Consider the following 16,492-nt stretch of genomic DNA (forward strand, 5'->3'; position numbering starts at 1 on the left):
GATCCCCATAATAAACAAGAATCAGGATTATTGCGAAATACGCGGAGATTTTATGAGTAGTCACGAACAAAAAACGCACGAAGAACCTGTTGCAGATGCAGCGGAGACCCTGAACACGGCAGCAGAGCAGCCGGAAACGGCGCAGGCGGATGCTGCCGCAGCGGCACAGGCCCGTATTGCGGAGCTGGAGCATGAACTGGAAGAGTCCCGTAAAACGGAACGCGAAGCCATGCTGCGCGCCAAAGCGGAGATTGAAAACAACCGCCGCCGTATGGAACAGGATGTTGAAAAAGCCCATAAGTTTGCATTAGAACGTTTTTCTAATGAATTATTACCTGTGATTGATAACCTGGAGCGCGCACTGAGTGCGGTGGATCCGGAAGATGAAGCACAGAAAAGTATGCTGGAAGGGCTGGAACTGACACTGAAATCCTTCCTGGATGCGGTGAAAAAATTCGGTATCGAAGTGGTTGAAGAGACCAAAGTGCCGTTCAATCCGGATGTGCATCAGGCCATCAGTATGGTGGATGCTGCAGATCACGAGTCCAACCATGTGGTGAACGTGATGCAGAAAGGCTACACCTTAAACGGTCGCCTGCTGCGTCCGGCGATGGTGATGGTCTCTAAATAAGGATTTTTCATCCGCAACGGAATGCCGCCGCAGAGGCGGCATTTTTGTTTGTGTACTATGCGCCGGGCTGAAGCTCTGCCGGGATCACCGGCTGCCAGTCGATGGCTGCCTGACCACGCTCTGTCAGTATGGCGTTGGTTTTTGAGAAGTGACCGCAGCCCAGGAAACCCCGGTGTGCGGACAGCGGTGACGGGTGCGGTGCTTTCAGTATCACATGCTTTTGCTGATCAATATACTGGCCTTTCCGCTGGGCATGTGCGCCCCAAAGCAGGAAAATCACACCGTCGCAATGGGCATTGACTGCCGCAATCACATTATCAGTAAAGGTTTCCCAGCCCAGTTTGGCGTGAGAGTGCGCCTGCCCGCGTTCAACGGTCAGCACGGTATTAAGCAGCAGCACCCCCTGTTGTGCCCAGCTGACGAGGCAGCCGTGATTTGGCCGGGTAAATCCGGGGATATCCGCTTCCAGTTCCTTATACATATTCACGAGTGACGGCGGCGGCTGAATACCCGGCAGCACAGAGAAAGAGAGGCCGTGCGCCTGATTTGGTCCGTGGTACGGATCCTGTCCCAGAATCACCACCCGCACATCAGACAGCGCCGTATAACGGAATGCGTTGAAGACATCTTTCTGTGGTGGGTAAATGGTCTTACCAATTTCTCGCTCATGGGCGACAACACGGAGTGTTTCAATGAAATAGGGCTGGGTTTTCTCATGGCCGATGACATCATGCCAGGTCAGTGATGCAGACATCGTGTCGTTATCCTTCATTTATTACAAGAGTTGCATTCAGCTTACCTGACTTATCCGTTGTTAGGAAATAAGAAGGGATTTTTTTGCGGGTCCGGTTCTGATATCCACAACGACAGTGCGAAAACGGCTGATTTTTTGCAAAAAAACCTGAAAATAGCCAAAATGAAATTTTGATTTAAAACAGGCTTTTATCATGATGGTTAAAAATTGATATGATTTTTATTGATATATATCAAAGAATCGCCCCTGTATTCTTGGTATATAAGATGCAGAGACATTGGTTAGACCAATATTCCAAGTTAAATGACAATCAATAAATTGATAACGAATCACCCGGAGGTCATCATGGTTACTGGTATTCAAATTACTAAATCCGAAAACGCTGCACTGGTTAACTCTTTCTGGCTGCTGGATGACAGCAAAGACGAAGTACGCTGCATCTGTGCAAAAGAACAATATGCAGACGGTGATGTTGTTTCCCGTGCCGCATTAGGTCCTTTCGAGTACCGTGAAGTGAATTTACAGGTTCAGCCTACCGTTCGTGTTGAGGGTGGTCAGCACCTGAACGTGAACGTTCTGCGTCGTGAAACTCTGGAAGATGCTGTTAACCATCCGGAAAAATACCCGCAGTTAACTATCCGTGTTTCCGGTTATGCAGTGCGTTTTAACTCACTGACACCTGAACAGCAGCGCGACGTTATTGCCCGTACTTTTACTGCCAGCCTGTAATCGTTCCGGCAACAATTCGTGTTCCGAAAACCACGCTCCGGCGTGGTTTTTTTATGTCTGACGGATAGGGATGCCGGTAACTCACTGATAAAAAATGATATTGTTACAGAGTAGTGAATAGCGTTAAGTGAAGCCTTCAGTGTCCAAGGAGGCGTACTTATGTTGATCGAACACTATTTTTCGCAGTTACTGGCTTTCTCATCCACGCCGCATTGCCAGGCACTTTTACAGCGGCAGCATCTGACCGCAGCGAATTTATTGCTGCCGGTACCCGCCGGGATCCGGCAGGATGGTTTTCCCGATGATATTACCCTGGCCCGGTTGTGTTCTGACAGTTATCAGCCCGGCAGCCGTGATATCGGCGAGGTCAGCCGTTCTGATGCGCAGACACTGGCCTCGCTCTCACTGACAGAAGATCAGCTGAGCAGCCCGTCCGGCCTGCAAAGCATGATTTATCATTATCGCGATACAGGTATTCTGGCATTTGCGGGCAGTAATGATATGCCGGATATGATGACCAATATCCGCCAGGGGCGCGGACTGCCGGCCCGGCAGTATCAGGAGGCTGTGTCACTGGCAGCACATCTGTTGTCGCAATCCGTGTGCCCGTGGCTGTTTGTCGGGCATTCTCTCGGCGGTGGTCTGGCTTCATTCTGTGCGGTGGTACTTCAGCAGCCGGCGGTGATATTTAATGCAGCAGGGCTGGCAGAAAATACGCTGGCGGAAGAGGGGGTGTCTCTGGTGACGGCGCACGCGCGCGGGGCCGAACTTATCCGCCATTATGTGCTGGAACATGACTGGCTTACGCATATTCAGGACGGACTGGATATCCCGAAAGCGCTGGGGCAGCGGATAGCGCTGGATTATTATCCGCCGCAGCATGCGCATTCCGTTTTGCAGAAACTGGTCCTCGGTGTGAAGGCGCATACCCTGTCGCAGGTGGTTACCGCGATGGAACAGATGGATGAAACCCGGGAGTAAGCATAAAAAAACGGACTGTGACAGTCCGTTTTCTTTTATCAGAGAGAAGGAATTCCGCTTATTCCTGTGGTTCAGTGGCCGCAGGAGTTTGCTCCGCATGATCTGCGCCTGGCTTGCGTCGTTTTCCGATATTTTTACTGACGCGGTGACGGATTTTGGTTTTTTTCTTCTTCTCAGTTTCAGCGGCTTTCTGCTCTTTGCGCTTGGCGAGCACTTTTTTCGACGGCTTGTACGTCGCTTTCTCCGATGGCGCACGGGTTTTCGGCCGTAATTCATCAATCACCCGCATTTTAACCGGTTCTTCAACATAGCGGATAATTTTGCCGAGCAGCGGCTGGTCGTGAGATTCCACCAGCGAAATGGCCACACCTTTGCGTCCGGCACGGGCGGTACGTCCGATACGGTGCAGATAGACATCTGCGGTGCGCGGCAGGTCAAAGTTAAACACGTGGCTGATATCGTCGATATCGATCCCGCGGGAGGCCACATCGGTGGCGATCAGCACCGTAGCGCGCCCGTCAGTCATACGGCTGATGGCTTCGTTGCGTTTCGCCTGAACCATCTCACCTTCAAGATAACAGGAAACGATATCCTGTGTGCGCAGCCAGTCAGCCAGTTCACGCACGCGCTCACGTTTACGGACAAATACCACTGTTTTGGTGACGTCCGGCTGTTTCAGCAAATGTGCAAGCAGGGCTTTCTTGTGATCGAGGTCATCGGCACGCAGATAGAACTGCTGGATTTTTTTACGCTCACGGCGTGACGGATCGGCTTCGATCTCAACCGGTTCGTTCAGGATCCGTTTGGCGAAATCGCGGATAGCCTGACCTTCGAGGGTGGCAGAGAACAGCATGGTCTGTGTGCGCCAGCGGGTTTCACCGGCGATAGTTTCGATGTCGTTGGCAAAGCCCATGTCCAGCATGCGGTCAGCTTCATCAAGGATCAGGATCTCAACCGCGCGGCAGTCAAAGTTTTCTTCTTTTATATACTGCAGCAGACGACCGGTGGTCGCGACAACAATATCCTGGTTCTCACTGAACACTTCGGCGTGGTTCATATAAGCCACGCCGCCGGTGATCGTGGCGACATCGTGATGGGTGAACTGACAGAATTCTCTGGCCTGATCCGCCACCTGCATAGCCAGTTCGCGGGTCGGGGTCAGAATAAGCACGCGCGGCGGCCCGGATTTTTTACGCGGGAAGTCAGACAGGTGCTGAATGGCCGGCAGCAGATAGGCGGCAGTTTTGCCGGTGCCGGTCGGGGCTGAACCCAGAATATCACGATTATCCAGCGCAGCCGGAATAGTCGCTTCCTGGATGGCCGTCGGGCGCTCATAGCCCTTGGCATCCAGTGCGCGGATCAGTTCATCGTTCAGTTCAAGTTCAGAAAAAGTAGTTGCAGTCATTATATACCTCTGTTTGGACCGCTGATTATAAACGGCTTGGACAGGATCTTCATCAAAAATAGTTGTCAGCGTGCGGGACTTTCTTCTGCGGGCAGAAGTCCGTATCCTGTCGCCGAGATTTCTTTATTTTAACAGACAAACAGCTCAGTGATGATGACAAACGAAAAACAACCCGCCCGCCGCCGTGGTTTTGCCTGCAAACAATTTTTTGTGGCCCATGACCGCTGTGCCATGAAAGTCGGTACCGACGGGGTGCTGCTCGGCGGCTGGGCACCGTGCGAAAATGCCCGCCATATTCTGGATATCGGCACCGGCAGCGGGCTGGTGGCACTGATGCTGGCGCAGCGGTCATTGCCGGATACGCAGATTGACGCGGTGGATATTGATGCCGGCGCAGCGGCCCAGGCTGCGGAAAATTTTCTGGCGTCACCGTGGCGAGACCGGTTGCGGGTGTTTCATCAGGATATTGGTGAGTTTACCGCGGCCTGCCCGGAATCCCGTTACGATCTTATCGTCAGTAATCCGCCGTATTTCGCTCCGGCTGTTGCCTGCCGTGACAGTGCGCGGGAAACCGCCCGTTACACCACATCACTGGAGCACCCGCAGCTTTTACGGCATGCGGCACAACTTATTACGCCGGACGGTTTATTCTGTGTGGTGCTGCCGTACACCACCGGACAAGATTTTATCACCGCCGCCGGTGAGCAGAACTGGTTTCTGCACACGCAGATTGCGGTATCAGATAAACCGGACACTCCTTTTCACCGGACATTGATCGCCTTATCACGCCGTCCGGTCAGTGCGCTGCACCGGACGGTAAGTATTAAAACGGAAGAAGGCAGTTACAGCGCTGATTTTAAATCATTTATTACCGGGTTTTATCTGAAATACTGAATTACGCTGTTGTGATAACAGTAACGGTGCTTTTTTCAGAGAAAAACACATTAAACAGGATATTTGTACTGCCCTGAGGCAATTTTCTGCGATTATCAGAGGGATTACCGGCAAAAACGTGGTAATCTGTAACGTTAATTACCGGAAAGAGAGTGTGCGGGTAAATACACCGGACTTATCCGAAAAATATGCAGCAAGGATCACAAAAAGGATCCTTTTTTGTAATTTTTTTAAAAGAAAAATGAACTTCGCTATTTTAGCTGACTCAAAGTATCGCTTGCTCATGATGAAGTGAAGCGAAACAGGAAAGAGAATGGTGAAGCTGAGCTTCGGGAGATAACACTGCGAATGAGCGAGCAGTTAACGGATCAAATGCTGGTTGAGCGGGTACAGAAAGGGGATCAGAAAGCCTTTAATATGCTGGTGGTACGTTATCAGCACAAGGTGGCAAGTCTGGTATCCCGTTATGTTCCGCAAAGTGATGTTCCGGATGTGGCGCAGGAGTCCTTTATTAAGGCGTACCGCGCAGTCGGGTCATTTCGCGGTGACAGTGCATTTTATACCTGGCTGTACCGTATCGCAGTCAACACAGCAAAGAATTACCTGGTTGCTCAGGGGCGCCGTCCGCCGTCCAGTGATGTGGATGCCGGTGATGCTGAGAATTTTGAATCCTCAGGGGCGTTAAAAGAAATTTCGAACCCAGAGAACTTAATGTTGTCTGAAGAATTAAGAGCGGTGGTTTTCCGCACGATCGATTCCTTACCCGAGGATCTGAAAACGGCGATTACATTGCGTGAGCTCGATGGTCTGAGCTATGAAGAAATAGCTGAGATTATGGATTGTCCGGTCGGTACGGTTCGTTCCCGTATCTTCCGCGCACGCGAAGCCATCGATAATAAAGTTCAGCCACTGATACAAAATCAGTGAGCACTTAAATCACACTGAAGGGAACGTAGGCATGCAAAAAGAGACACTTTCCGCACTGATGGACGGAGAAACTCTTGACAGTGAAGTGGTTACCGCACTGACACAGGATGCAGATCTGCAGGCAGAATGGGCCGGTTATCACCTTATCCGTGATACCCTGCGCGGCGATCTGCCGGATGTTATGCATTTTGATATTGCGTCACGGGTAGCTGAAGCACTGGCGCAGGAGCCGGTTTATATCGCACCTCAGGCGATCCCTGAGTCTCAGCCTGAACCGAAAACATGGCGTGATTACGGATTTGTGGCAAAACTGCGCCCGTGGGCCAGTCAGTTAACACAAATCGGTATGGCAGCCTGTGTATCACTGGCCGTGATTATCGGTGTTCAGCACTATAATACTGACGGCACAGAGAGCGTGGTCAACGGTGATGCATCCGCATTCAATACTGTTCCGTTTATGGGCAGTGCCTCACCGGTCAGCCTGGATCTGAAAAACGGCGCGGGCCTTGCTCCGCAGACCCGTTTTGATCAGGAGCGCGGTGCGCGTCTGAATGCGATTTTCCAGCAGTATGAACTGGATCGCCGTGTACACACGGATGGTCAGCCTGAAGTTAAACAGACAGCCACCCCGGAACAGGGTCGCGCGTCTTCACAACCACAGCAGTAGTAATGAAACGAATCTGGTTATCCGTTGCTTTTCTGACGGGCAGCCTGTTACTCGCAGCACCGGCCTCAGCACAACAAAGTGCTGAGGCGCTGCTGCAGAATATGGGTAACGCTTCCCGCACACTCAGTTATGAACTCTCTTTTATCACCATCTCCCCGAAAGGTATCACACCGGTCCGTTACCGCTATGCGGTTATGGATGGTCAGCCTGTCGCGCAGATTATGCAGATGGACAGCTCCCGCCGGGAAATTGTCCAGCGTGGTCAGGAGATCAGCTACTATGAACCGGGGCTGGATTCATTCAGCCTGAGCGGTAATCACATTGTTGATTATCTGCCGTCGATTATTTTCGCAGACTTCAATGCGCTGAAAGCCTATTACAATTTTATTGATGTCGGGCGGATCCACATCGGTGATCATCCGGGTCGGGTGGTGCGCATCACCTCAAAAGATAATTCACGTTACAATTATATTGTTGTCGCAGATGAAGAAACCGGTCTGCCGTTACAGGTGGATCTGCTGGATCAGAATAATGTTTCACTTGAGCAGTTCCGCGTGGTTTCTGCTTCCGTGAATAACAGTAGTGTGACAGAGGCACTGAAAGCGGTGCAGTCTGTTACCATGCCGCCGGTACTGGCGATTCCGCAGCCGGAAAAGGTCAAATTTGACTGGGATGTGATGCGTTTTCCTAACGGGTTTAAAGAAATGACCCGTAACCGCCGTCAGGTGGGGGAACAGGAATGGGTGGAGACGGTCATGTTCAGCGATGGTCTGTTTTCTTTTTCTGTGAATGTCGCCAAAGCCGTGAAGACAGCAGAAAATCAACAGACAATGCGCCAGGGTTCACGTACGCTGTATACCATACGTAAAGGTGATAATGAGATCACCGTCTTCGGCGAACTGCCTCCGGCGACAGCCCGGCAGATAGCTGACGGTGTGACATTCAGCGGAGGTTAATATGGTCAAAGAGTGGGCAACCGTGGTGCGCTGGCAGGACGGGCGCGCGGTCCTGCGTTACGGGTCATCTGCCGGATGTGGCAGTTGCAAAGCCCGGGCGGCATGCGGCTCTTATCTGCTGAATAAACTGGGGCCGGAAGCAGAGCATCAGCTTGAAATTCCGGTCAGTGAGCCGCTGGTGACCGGTCAGAAAGTGGAAGTCGGGATCCCGGAAGGAAGCTTATTACGTTCGGCAATGCTGGTGTATCTCACGCCGCTGCTGGGTTTGTTTGCCGGAGCGGGACTGGTACAGGCACTGGCAGAAAGCCAGTCTTTGGTTCTTGCCGGCGGTATTCTGGGTGGCGCAGCCGGGTTTTTGCTGGCGCGTAAAATAGCCCGTCACTGGAGCGGCTCTGAGGATTATGAGCCGGTTATACTGCAAATCGGCCTGCCACCGTCAGAACTCAGTATTGATATGTGTGAGTCCTGATTGATTCTGTTTTCTTTTCTGTAAAAAATGCCGGTCATGATTTGACCGGCATTTTTTTTACCGCGGGCATGTCTTGTGGTTTTACCCGCAGGACACCATGCAGGAAAGTCACCCGCCTGCAGTATGAATAAAAAATAACAGCCTGAATGACAGGCTGTTATTTATCACTGCGGGTTGTTTTTATTGACGACAATCTGATGCCCGCAGCGTGTCGTCAGGATAAAAGTTAACAAATGGTGTAACGGATATGGATGATGATATCGGTCAGGCTGAGCAGCAGTGGTTTCTGCTTCTCACCGATTGCGTCCGGGAAGCTCAGGGTCAGGCTGTTATCATCATTCACCGGGATACCTTCAAACGGCAGCCAGTGACCGTCATTGAAATCAAGCCGGAACTGGCCGTCATCATTAATACCGTGGGATAGTGCAATAGCTTTGCAACCGGCCGGCAACGCGCTGCCGCCGTAACTGAATATGGCACGCATATCCTGATACGGACCAACCAACGCCGGTAAGGTTACACTGATTTGTTTGATACGGCGTGTACTGCCCAGGCTGGCAGGATAGTCTGTCTCAATACCCAATTTTTTCAGGTTGAATGCGGCATGCAGTTGTTTATCCTCCGTCATTGAAAGCCCGGTTAATGCGGGTGTATCCCCGCTGCCACTACCTTGCAGGAGGTCAGCAATTTCTTCTGCCAGAATAACATTGTCAGTACGGTACACTTCTGCCAGAGAAACAGTGCGGGTTACCTCCAGTGAGCGACTATCCCGTTTCAGCCATGCCTGTTCCATTTCAGTCAAATTCAGCAGCAGGGATTCCCCGGCCATCAAGCCGGCGTTATTGCTCTGCCATGCGCCGGGCTTGATAAAGCGGGTTGCAGTATCATTGGTTTGCCATCCGTAAGCTTTTTCCGCCATCATGCAGCGGGCTGCTGTCAGGTCGTAGAAGCGGTAATAGATGGATGCCAGACGGCCGTGCAGCCAGCTATAAAGTGCTTTATTGCTGAATTGACGCTGCATTAACTCCAGTTGTGCCTGAGTCTGCACCTGCTGGAGTTCCAGATGTTTGTACTGCATTTCTGTTGCGGTACGGCGGACAGCAAGGGTTTCCAGTTGTGCATCAATCTGTTTTATTTCAGATTCGGCATTATTTTTCTGGATTTCCCATTCCTGACGGCGGCGGCGCCATGCTTCAGACTGGCTGATGTTATCGGCAGTCGTTTTGGTGGCAGACGCCGCCAGACTCATACCTGCACCAATGGCTTTCGGGATACCGCCCCAGCGGCTGCCCCCCGTGGCTACGCCGAAGATATTCGGTGCCATATCGGCAGCGGCGGCAGCCATATTCAGTGCGTCAATGGATGTACTCAGTACAGAAGACGATAAATACAGATCCATGGTCCGTTTTTCTTCCGCACTGACATTTTCATCATACAGCGTGCGGTAGCTGTCAAAACGGGATTGTGCCCCGGCCCGGCTCTGTTCCAGAGTTTTTTTCTCGGCATCCAGTTCGGTGAGAGCCTGTTCCTGTATCCGCAGGGAAGAGAGCATCAGTTCACCGGCCTGGTTTTGCAGCAGTTCACTCATCGCTTCCGCATCCCGGCGCTCAATCAGCCCCTGGAGGGTGGAACCGAACTGCATCAGTTGCCCGGTCAGCGAGCGGGCACTTTCCAGCGCCTGCGGGAAGCGCATTGCCGGGATGTCAGCAGACGGTAACGATTTGCTGCCTCCGGAGGCTGCGGCGGCGGCACTGAGCAGTGCGGCCGGGTCTGCCGGTGCGGCAAAGATTGGCAAAGATAATGGCTGACCATCAATGGAGAGATTATTGCGCAGATTAAACAGGCGCATTTCCAGCGTTTGCCAGTAGCCGAGCAGTTTTTCGTTTTGCTGCGGCCGGAACAATCCGGTCAGGGTATTAGCAGTGCGGACATCCGGCAGCAGGCCGCCGCTGCGGATTCGGCTGATTTTGTCATGGAACTGTTTTGCCTGAGTTTTATCTGCCGCATTACTGAGTGACGGATTTTCCCAGTCATTGCTGAGAATGCTGACAGGTTTATTCCCGAGCAGCCCCAGAGCCTGCATATACCACATTTTCGCTTCATTGAGGGTATCGCGTTCCGGGATGCGGTAAGCTTTGTCACCACGGGCAATCAGCAAATCCAGCAGTTTCATCAGAGTGCTGACTTTGTAGTGCATCGGATCATTCTGGGCGACCGCATCGGGATCAACCGAATCCAGCGGGTCGGCATTCCAGGAGGTATCTTCTTTCAGCGGGCGTACCCGCCAGTCACCGGCTCCATTTGCATCAGGACGCCAGATATAGCTTAACCAGCGGTTAGCGTCGGTAAAGTTCTGCTCCTGCAACAGGCGCGTTGCTGCCATCATCGGCGTATAATAGAACAATTCCCAGAAATAGAGGGCATTGGCACCGCTGAAATCCATCGGCTCACCGGATTGTAATAAACCGGAGACCCCGTCTTCTGCCAGGCCGGCGAAGGTGCCTTTGTTAACACTTTTATCCAATGTCCAGCCTTCAGGATTATTTTTATCAGCATCGGCGCGGGACAGACAGATCGGCTTTGTTGCTCCTGTCTGGTATTTAGCATTGAGATATAAAGTATCCTGCTGCGTATCAGCAGACTGACCCGCGGCGTTTTTAATCAGCGGAATGAATAATTTTACTTCTGTCGTATCGGTAATACTGAGTGAGCCGCTGTAAACTGAAAATTTGCCGGTGTCCGTGACATCATTGCTGTAATAAATCGTAAATGCCCGGTCAGTGCCGTGGATATTCTTGTCATACGGTTTCAGTGTCAGTGTGACATAGGTGCCCTGTCCCGGTTTCGGTTCAGGCAGATACTGGGTTTCAGGGGATAATATTGCGTCAATGCCGTTATTGGCACGCTCAATTAACTGGCGGGTGAACAGCGTGTTTAACCGGGTACGGTAACCATCCCGCTCCATATATTGAGCGCCGTCCGGCGTGGTGTACAGGGATATGGGTCTGGAATCTAAAGCAGCATTCTTTATAACCAACTTATAAGTGGCAGTCGCTGTAAGAATGTCTGTATTTCTGAAACTAACAGTTATTATGATCTCCAGGTTATTAACATCTGTATTGTCGGGAAGATCTATTTTCTGTTCCCCAAACGGGAATTTCAGTATTTTTTTTGAATGAAGCGGGTACTCCGGAGGGGTGATCCCGGCGTCATGACCGTTTATTTTTTTTAATTCACTCTCCTTGGATTTAAATGTAATTTCGATATTATTTGCATGGATAGGTTTGGCCTGAGCTTTCATCTCGCCCAAGAGGAGTGTACCCGCATTTGGTACATCAGTTTGAATAGCATATTCTTCACTATTCATCGCTAATGCGTCTTGAAGAGTACAATTATATGCAGAACATGACCCTGATTTTTCGTTAAAACCCAGAGTGAAACTCCGTTTTGTTGTGTTACTTGTCAGAATAATGTCATCAACTTCCGGCTTAAGATTACAGATGGAAAGCGCAATCACACTTATCGAATCTGTTGGCCTGATACCCACTACGGCAAGCTTATCAATGGAGCCGGACATTTTATTATCGATAGGCTTTATTTCCATTGATTCCGGTTTATAAATTGTAGCGTCAGTAATTATGAGTTTACTAATAAATCCTTTCTGCAAAGGATCGGGAATAAAATCAAATATTTTACCGGGGTCGATGGTAATACAAGCATCAGGATTCAATGTCAGTGTTTTTTTATTATTATGATCACTGATTAAATAGTCACCAGGGGATAGGGTGAGATTCAGTGCCGAATTTCCGTCTTGTGATACCGGGGTAAATTTGTAAGTGAATTGACGATTCAGAAGGGTATTTACCCTGACGGTAGTTTCTGTATCTAATTGATGGGAAACTTTCGTTAATATTTTTTGTATATTTTTTTCTTTTTCATGGGTCATATCCGGAAGAATATTCAATCCGAAGGATTCAGTCGGTACTGTGTTATTTTCTTTTACTTTTTTATAGCAGACAATAAGCAATGAGTTATCGTCCTGGTTGGCGGCACAGTACAGACCATTTTTTTCTCCGCCGGTGGTGAAGTCTTCAGTCACATGATAACTGAATGGTGAAGCCCAACTGCCGTCATATTTAATATGTGTCAGCTTCAGGGTAAAAGATGGCGTATCTTTACCGGTGTTATCTTTCTGTACTTGTTTTTCAATCCATAACAGATAAAGACGTGAATGGAAAATCACCGGCCGCACCATATCCCTGTACGGATTCACCGCACAGGTAATTTCTTTCCAGTCACTCCAGGCATTGGCGGCAAAGCGGCCATTCTGACATTTACTGTGATCCGCTTTGCGCCAGTAATATTTTTTCGGCTCCGTCTGACTGGTACCGATAAACCAGGTGTTGCCCTGTTCAATATCAACGGCATCATGATAACCGCTGATCACTTTCAGATTAGCGACCTGCTCAAAGGCGGTCAGGTACTGGCGGAAGCCGTTTTCCAGGGTATCTTTGCTGAGTTCACTTTGTGAAAGCTGCTCCAGCATGGTGTTCATCATCGCGGTCTGACCGATACGGAGGGTCGGGTCAACGTAGTTTTCAGGGTAATAGACTAACTGAGACACACCCGCCCAGGTACTGTAGCGTTTATTACAGGTATCCCAGTCTTTAAAGAACTGACGCTCAAGAGCTGCACTGTTTGCATCCGGCTCATCACCGGCAATGGTGCGGTTAATATAGAGCTGAATACCGGCGATGGCATCCGCCAGCAGGGTGGTTGTGATTCCGGCACTGACTTTTCCGTCCACCAGCAGATTACGCCAGATATCATCACGGTTTGCCACCGGATTGTTCATGACCAGAGAACGGTACTCCCCGCTGAGGGCTTCATTGCGGCGCGGTTCAGACTGATTTTGCAGTTGTCTGGTCTGTTGTTCGTTCAGACCGGCCTGTAACAATCCTGCCAGTGCGGAGAGGTCTGCATAAGACGCTTTCACATTCTCAGACACTGTCAGCAGCGTGGTGATATCTTTCGGGGTGATATGCAGGGTATCGGCCAAATCCAGCCGTGGCGGCAATGTGGCCAGCTGTTGCCATGTGGTCAGTTCCGGTTTTTGTCCGGCCTGTGTCAGTGCCTGAGTAATCACATCTTCTGACCGATTCAGTGCCTGTGCCAGAATGTTCACTGTCAGTGTCCTGCTTTGCAGTGCATCCAGTACCGTACCGGCCTGTTCACCACAGCGGTTAGTCAGGTTATGGAAATCACAGATGTTATACAGGTCAGTAATGGTGCCGGCCGGTGCACCTTGTGACAATGTCTGAAGTTCGGCATGACTGAGTGTAAAGGTGCGAATGACCAATGTACGTTGTGCCAGTGCCTGACACCAGGCCGCCAGTTTTTTCTTGTCGTCGGCTGTCTGATCTTTTTTGATAATAAGATCCCAAGCCTCGGTGATGGCGGGTATCTTTTCGGGATGATTGTTATCCAGCCAGCGCAGCAGTGCTTCCCCTGATTCCGTGACGTCCAGTTGCATAGCCGCGGTAATCACCGGTGCCATGGTGGTATACAGCGTTTTTGTATCGGCTTTGTCAATACCACCGTTACGCAAGAGATCCAGCAGGAGCTGCATCTCTTTGGTCGGCGCCGCCGGAGATTCTTTACTCAGCAGCAGCATCAGCTGTTCAACCGTAATGTTTTGTGTATTCAGCCATTGGGTGATCCGGGACAGAAAAGAGAGGATTCTCTGGCGCGTTTTGCCATCTAAATCGTAAACGTTCATTGACCTGTAAGGGGAAATCTGCAGCAGGGCATCCAGTTGTGTTACTGTCAGGTTGTGCACATCCGCCAGCAGACGAACAAATAACAGACCACGAAGTTTTTCTGTCTTGTTTTCGATAGTTTTGGATTCGTTTTCACGATTTGTGATAACAAAGAGTTGCCACAAACCGGTATTATCTACCCGGAAAGCGCGTTTCAGGACTTCACGACGCGGGTCTTTGGTATCCGGTTCCATCGGAATATCATCACCACCTAAAGTGTAAGTTACACCATTCAGCGGCGGATTATTAAACAGGCGGTCAAAATGGCTGAGCTGCCCGTCATAGCGGATTTTGCTGATACCGGCGTTACACAGCATTAATGCGGTTTCAGTATCAATACCGTAACGTTTACGGTAAAGCAGCGTTTCGGTGAAGCGGTGTAATTCGTATTCGCTTGAACCATTTCTTACGTGGATTAAGGCATGTTGTGTTTCGAGCGGGATCATACTGCTGACTTTTGCCAGACGCAGTGTTTTATTGAGTCTGAGGAACCATATACCCGGTTTCGTATTGGGACTGATGGTGAAGGTGGCTGAGGTGTAATAGTTCCCGTCGCTGGCGGGTTCCGGTTTTTTTCTGGTGATTCCGATTTTGGTTTTTGCTTTTAAAAGCTCAGCATCCAGTGTGACGGAGATACTGTAGTGCTCCCCGGCCAGAGGAACAAACCCCTTTTTATCTGCCAGATCATTAAACGATTCATTACAGCCTATACTAAAATGCGTCGCGTCTTTCAGGGTTTCCTTTACACTAAAATTAACTAAAAACTGATTACCACCCTGCGGAATTAAATCAATATAGTCTGCCTGTTTTTGATCATCCGGTGTTCTGACCAGTTCACTGAATGTTATTTTCCCGCCGGCGCTTATTGCCGGTATTATCAGTTTATTATTCTTGTTATACATATCCGGTGTTGCTAACCGGCCTGTTATTTCGGCGGCAATAAGGGCCTGAATGTCATCTGCCGGAAGCTCATAATAATTGGCCAGCGCATCCGGAGTCATAAGCTTTCTAATCTTAATCGTCGGGAAGTTATTTTTCAGCGATTTTTTCAGGTCGGGACCGGTTAATGACTCTGTATCTTCTGTCAGTATGGCATACAACGTTGGTGAGATACCGGCGTTGTATGCCGTCAGTATGGCAAACTTCGCAGAGGTGCTGAGAATATTATCCGGCAGAACAAAATTCCGCTGCGCCAGGGCGTTATGTATTCCCTCAAACGGCAGGTTATACGGCGTTACACCACTGTTGCAGGACTTTGCCAGGGTTTCATAGTATGTGCTTTTGTCTGTCTGACCGGCATTTGTCATCAGCGCCGTTTCCAGTTGCTCATTCGCCAGTGACAGAGCAGAGATTTCGTTATCCAGATTGTCCTGAGAGAGCACCAGTTTTGCCAGGTCCGGACGGCGCTTATCCAGATTATGGTCACTGTCTTTTGGATGCAGTCCCCGGGCTTCACGGTACAGTTCTGTCAGATAACCGGCCGGGGAAAACATGGAAGAGACAGCACCCGGGGCGGCAAACTCATCAGCGCGCGGCACAATAATATCATCATAGCCATAAGGGGTTGCACCGTGATAGCGGGCTCTGCTCATTTCGTTGCGCAGCAGCGGATTGGCGCGGGTCAGTGCCCGTGCGGTATAGAGCAGGTTGTTTTGTTTTTCTTTTTGCGCGGCACGGTACAGTAACCGTGCGTCATCCCGTGAAAGCTGACCCGTATTACGGATTTCGGCAAGGGAAAGTGGCATGAAATCGGCCAGGGTGAGAGGCTGGTCGTTACGCCCCTGATTTATTTTTTCAAGGACTCTGGTTATTTGTTCCATTAATGATTGCCTCATAAATGTTAAATTATCTAATGTAAGTGATTTTATCGATAAAATATTCCTGTAATTTATTATATGGTCTTATTTTTAGCTTAATTACATTGGATAATAAGTAAAAATCACCATTAACAATAATTGTCGCCAATAGCTTTTTAGTCAAATAAACAGATCGTCATAAGATGCTTATTTTTTGATGTTACACTTAATCATTTGATTATTAATGATATTCATAGGTGAATATTTTTTATCAAATCATCATTAAAATTTATAAATGCAGATATATTTATGTGAAAAGGTGATTGGTTCAACGGGGTCAGGTGATAATGTCCGCTGCCGGATGGCCGGCCGGTTATCCGGAAAAACGGGTTTTTTCCCCGCAGAATGAACGTTTCTTTGAGTTGAGTGTCTGTAGCATGTAGAATGCTGGCAATAAGTCTATT

The 16,492-nt window shown here is 49.8% G+C and carries 11 protein-coding genes; 8 read left to right on the top strand and 3 right to left on the bottom strand.

Annotated elements, in window-relative coordinates; genetic code table 11:
* Positions 1 to 52 precede the first annotated feature (52 nt).
* Positions 53 to 631 (top strand): nucleotide exchange factor GrpE, encoded by a 579-nt coding sequence (grpE, locus tag ACF8OF_RS07480; RefSeq protein WP_349466080.1) that lies wholly within the window; start codon positions 53 to 55, stop codon positions 629 to 631.
* 55 nt (positions 632 to 686) lie between these two features.
* Here grpE and ung read toward each other — a convergent pair whose 3' ends face one another.
* Positions 687 to 1,385 (bottom strand): uracil-DNA glycosylase, encoded by a 699-nt coding sequence (ung, locus tag ACF8OF_RS07485; protein ID WP_279796252.1) that lies wholly within the window; start codon positions 1,383 to 1,385, stop codon positions 687 to 689.
* Between the two features lie 345 nt (positions 1,386 to 1,730).
* Between ung and grcA the strand changes: the two genes are divergently transcribed.
* Both grcA and ACF8OF_RS07495 read left to right on the top strand, forming a co-directional pair.
* A complete protein-coding gene (grcA, locus tag ACF8OF_RS07490; protein WP_004237002.1) occupies positions 1,731 to 2,114 on the top strand; it encodes an autonomous glycyl radical cofactor GrcA in 384 nt (127 codons plus the stop codon).
* A 159-nt stretch (positions 2,115 to 2,273) separates the two neighbouring features.
* Positions 2,274 to 3,095 carry a hypothetical protein gene (locus ACF8OF_RS07495; protein WP_349466082.1) on the top strand — a complete coding sequence of 274 codons (822 nt, stop codon included), beginning with the start codon at positions 2,274 to 2,276 and terminating at the stop codon, positions 3,093 to 3,095.
* A 58-nt stretch (positions 3,096 to 3,153) separates the two neighbouring features.
* Here the strand turns inward: ACF8OF_RS07495 and srmB are convergent, their stop codons facing one another.
* Positions 3,154 to 4,500: an ATP-dependent RNA helicase SrmB gene (gene srmB / locus ACF8OF_RS07500; RefSeq protein WP_262861237.1), complete on the bottom strand. Its 1,347-nt coding sequence runs from the start codon at positions 4,498 to 4,500 to the stop codon at positions 3,154 to 3,156.
* Positions 4,501 to 4,650: 150 nt separating this feature from the next.
* Here srmB and ACF8OF_RS07505 point away from each other — a divergent pair, with 150 nt between their 5' ends.
* From ACF8OF_RS07505 to rseC, 5 genes are all read left to right on the top strand, one after another.
* The gene (locus ACF8OF_RS07505) at positions 4,651 to 5,394 is read left to right on the top strand and encodes a tRNA1(Val) (adenine(37)-N6)-methyltransferase (RefSeq protein ID WP_279796244.1); all 744 of its coding nucleotides are present in this window, start codon (positions 4,651 to 4,653) and stop codon (positions 5,392 to 5,394) included.
* 348 nt (positions 5,395 to 5,742) lie between these two features.
* Positions 5,743 to 6,321, top strand: coding sequence for an RNA polymerase sigma factor RpoE (gene rpoE, locus ACF8OF_RS07510; RefSeq protein ID WP_262861649.1), 579 nt, complete (start codon positions 5,743 to 5,745; stop codon positions 6,319 to 6,321).
* Positions 6,322 to 6,352: 31 nt separating this feature from the next.
* Positions 6,353 to 6,988, top strand: a complete 636-nt coding sequence (gene rseA, locus ACF8OF_RS07515) for an anti-sigma-E factor RseA (protein WP_262861648.1) — start codon at positions 6,353 to 6,355, stop codon at positions 6,986 to 6,988.
* Positions 6,989 to 6,990: 2 nt separating this feature from the next.
* Positions 6,991 to 7,944 (top strand): sigma-E factor regulatory protein RseB, encoded by a 954-nt coding sequence (gene rseB / locus ACF8OF_RS07520; RefSeq protein ID WP_392496193.1) that lies wholly within the window; start codon positions 6,991 to 6,993, stop codon positions 7,942 to 7,944.
* Position 7,945: 1 nt separating this feature from the next.
* Positions 7,946 to 8,413 (top strand): SoxR-reducing system protein RseC, encoded by a 468-nt coding sequence (gene rseC / locus ACF8OF_RS07525; RefSeq protein WP_279796235.1) that lies wholly within the window; start codon positions 7,946 to 7,948, stop codon positions 8,411 to 8,413.
* A 226-nt stretch (positions 8,414 to 8,639) separates the two neighbouring features.
* Here the strand turns inward: rseC and ACF8OF_RS07530 are convergent, their stop codons facing one another.
* Complete coding sequence (locus ACF8OF_RS07530) at positions 8,640 to 16,052, bottom strand: neuraminidase-like domain-containing protein (RefSeq protein WP_392496194.1); 7,413 nt, start codon at positions 16,050 to 16,052, stop codon at positions 8,640 to 8,642.
* Positions 16,053 to 16,492: the final 440 nt, after the last annotated feature.

It is taken from the genome of Morganella sp. TYF_1, assembly GCF_043105645.1.
Classification (GTDB): domain Bacteria; phylum Pseudomonadota; class Gammaproteobacteria; order Enterobacterales; family Enterobacteriaceae; genus Morganella; species Morganella morganii_B.

What these genes read in the sequence shown, in the direction of transcription:
- grpE (WP_349466080.1), top strand. Translation starts at nt 53, where the DNA reads ATGAGTAGTCACGAACAAAAAACGCACGAAGAACCTGTTGCAGATGCA.
- ung (WP_279796252.1), bottom strand. Translation starts at nt 1,385, where the DNA reads ATGTCTGCATCACTGACCTGGCATGATGTCATCGGCCATGAGAAAACC.
- grcA (WP_004237002.1), top strand. Translation starts at nt 1,731, where the DNA reads ATGGTTACTGGTATTCAAATTACTAAATCCGAAAACGCTGCACTGGTT.
- ACF8OF_RS07495 (WP_349466082.1), top strand. Translation starts at nt 2,274, where the DNA reads ATGTTGATCGAACACTATTTTTCGCAGTTACTGGCTTTCTCATCCACG.
- srmB (WP_262861237.1), bottom strand. Translation starts at nt 4,500, where the DNA reads ATGACTGCAACTACTTTTTCTGAACTTGAACTGAACGATGAACTGATC.
- ACF8OF_RS07505 (WP_279796244.1), top strand. Translation starts at nt 4,651, where the DNA reads ATGATGACAAACGAAAAACAACCCGCCCGCCGCCGTGGTTTTGCCTGC.
- rpoE (WP_262861649.1), top strand. Translation starts at nt 5,743, where the DNA reads ATGAGCGAGCAGTTAACGGATCAAATGCTGGTTGAGCGGGTACAGAAA.
- rseA (WP_262861648.1), top strand. Translation starts at nt 6,353, where the DNA reads ATGCAAAAAGAGACACTTTCCGCACTGATGGACGGAGAAACTCTTGAC.
- rseB (WP_392496193.1), top strand. Translation starts at nt 6,991, where the DNA reads ATGAAACGAATCTGGTTATCCGTTGCTTTTCTGACGGGCAGCCTGTTA.
- rseC (WP_279796235.1), top strand. Translation starts at nt 7,946, where the DNA reads ATGGTCAAAGAGTGGGCAACCGTGGTGCGCTGGCAGGACGGGCGCGCG.
- ACF8OF_RS07530 (WP_392496194.1), bottom strand. Translation starts at nt 16,052, where the DNA reads ATGGAACAAATAACCAGAGTCCTTGAAAAAATAAATCAGGGGCGTAAC.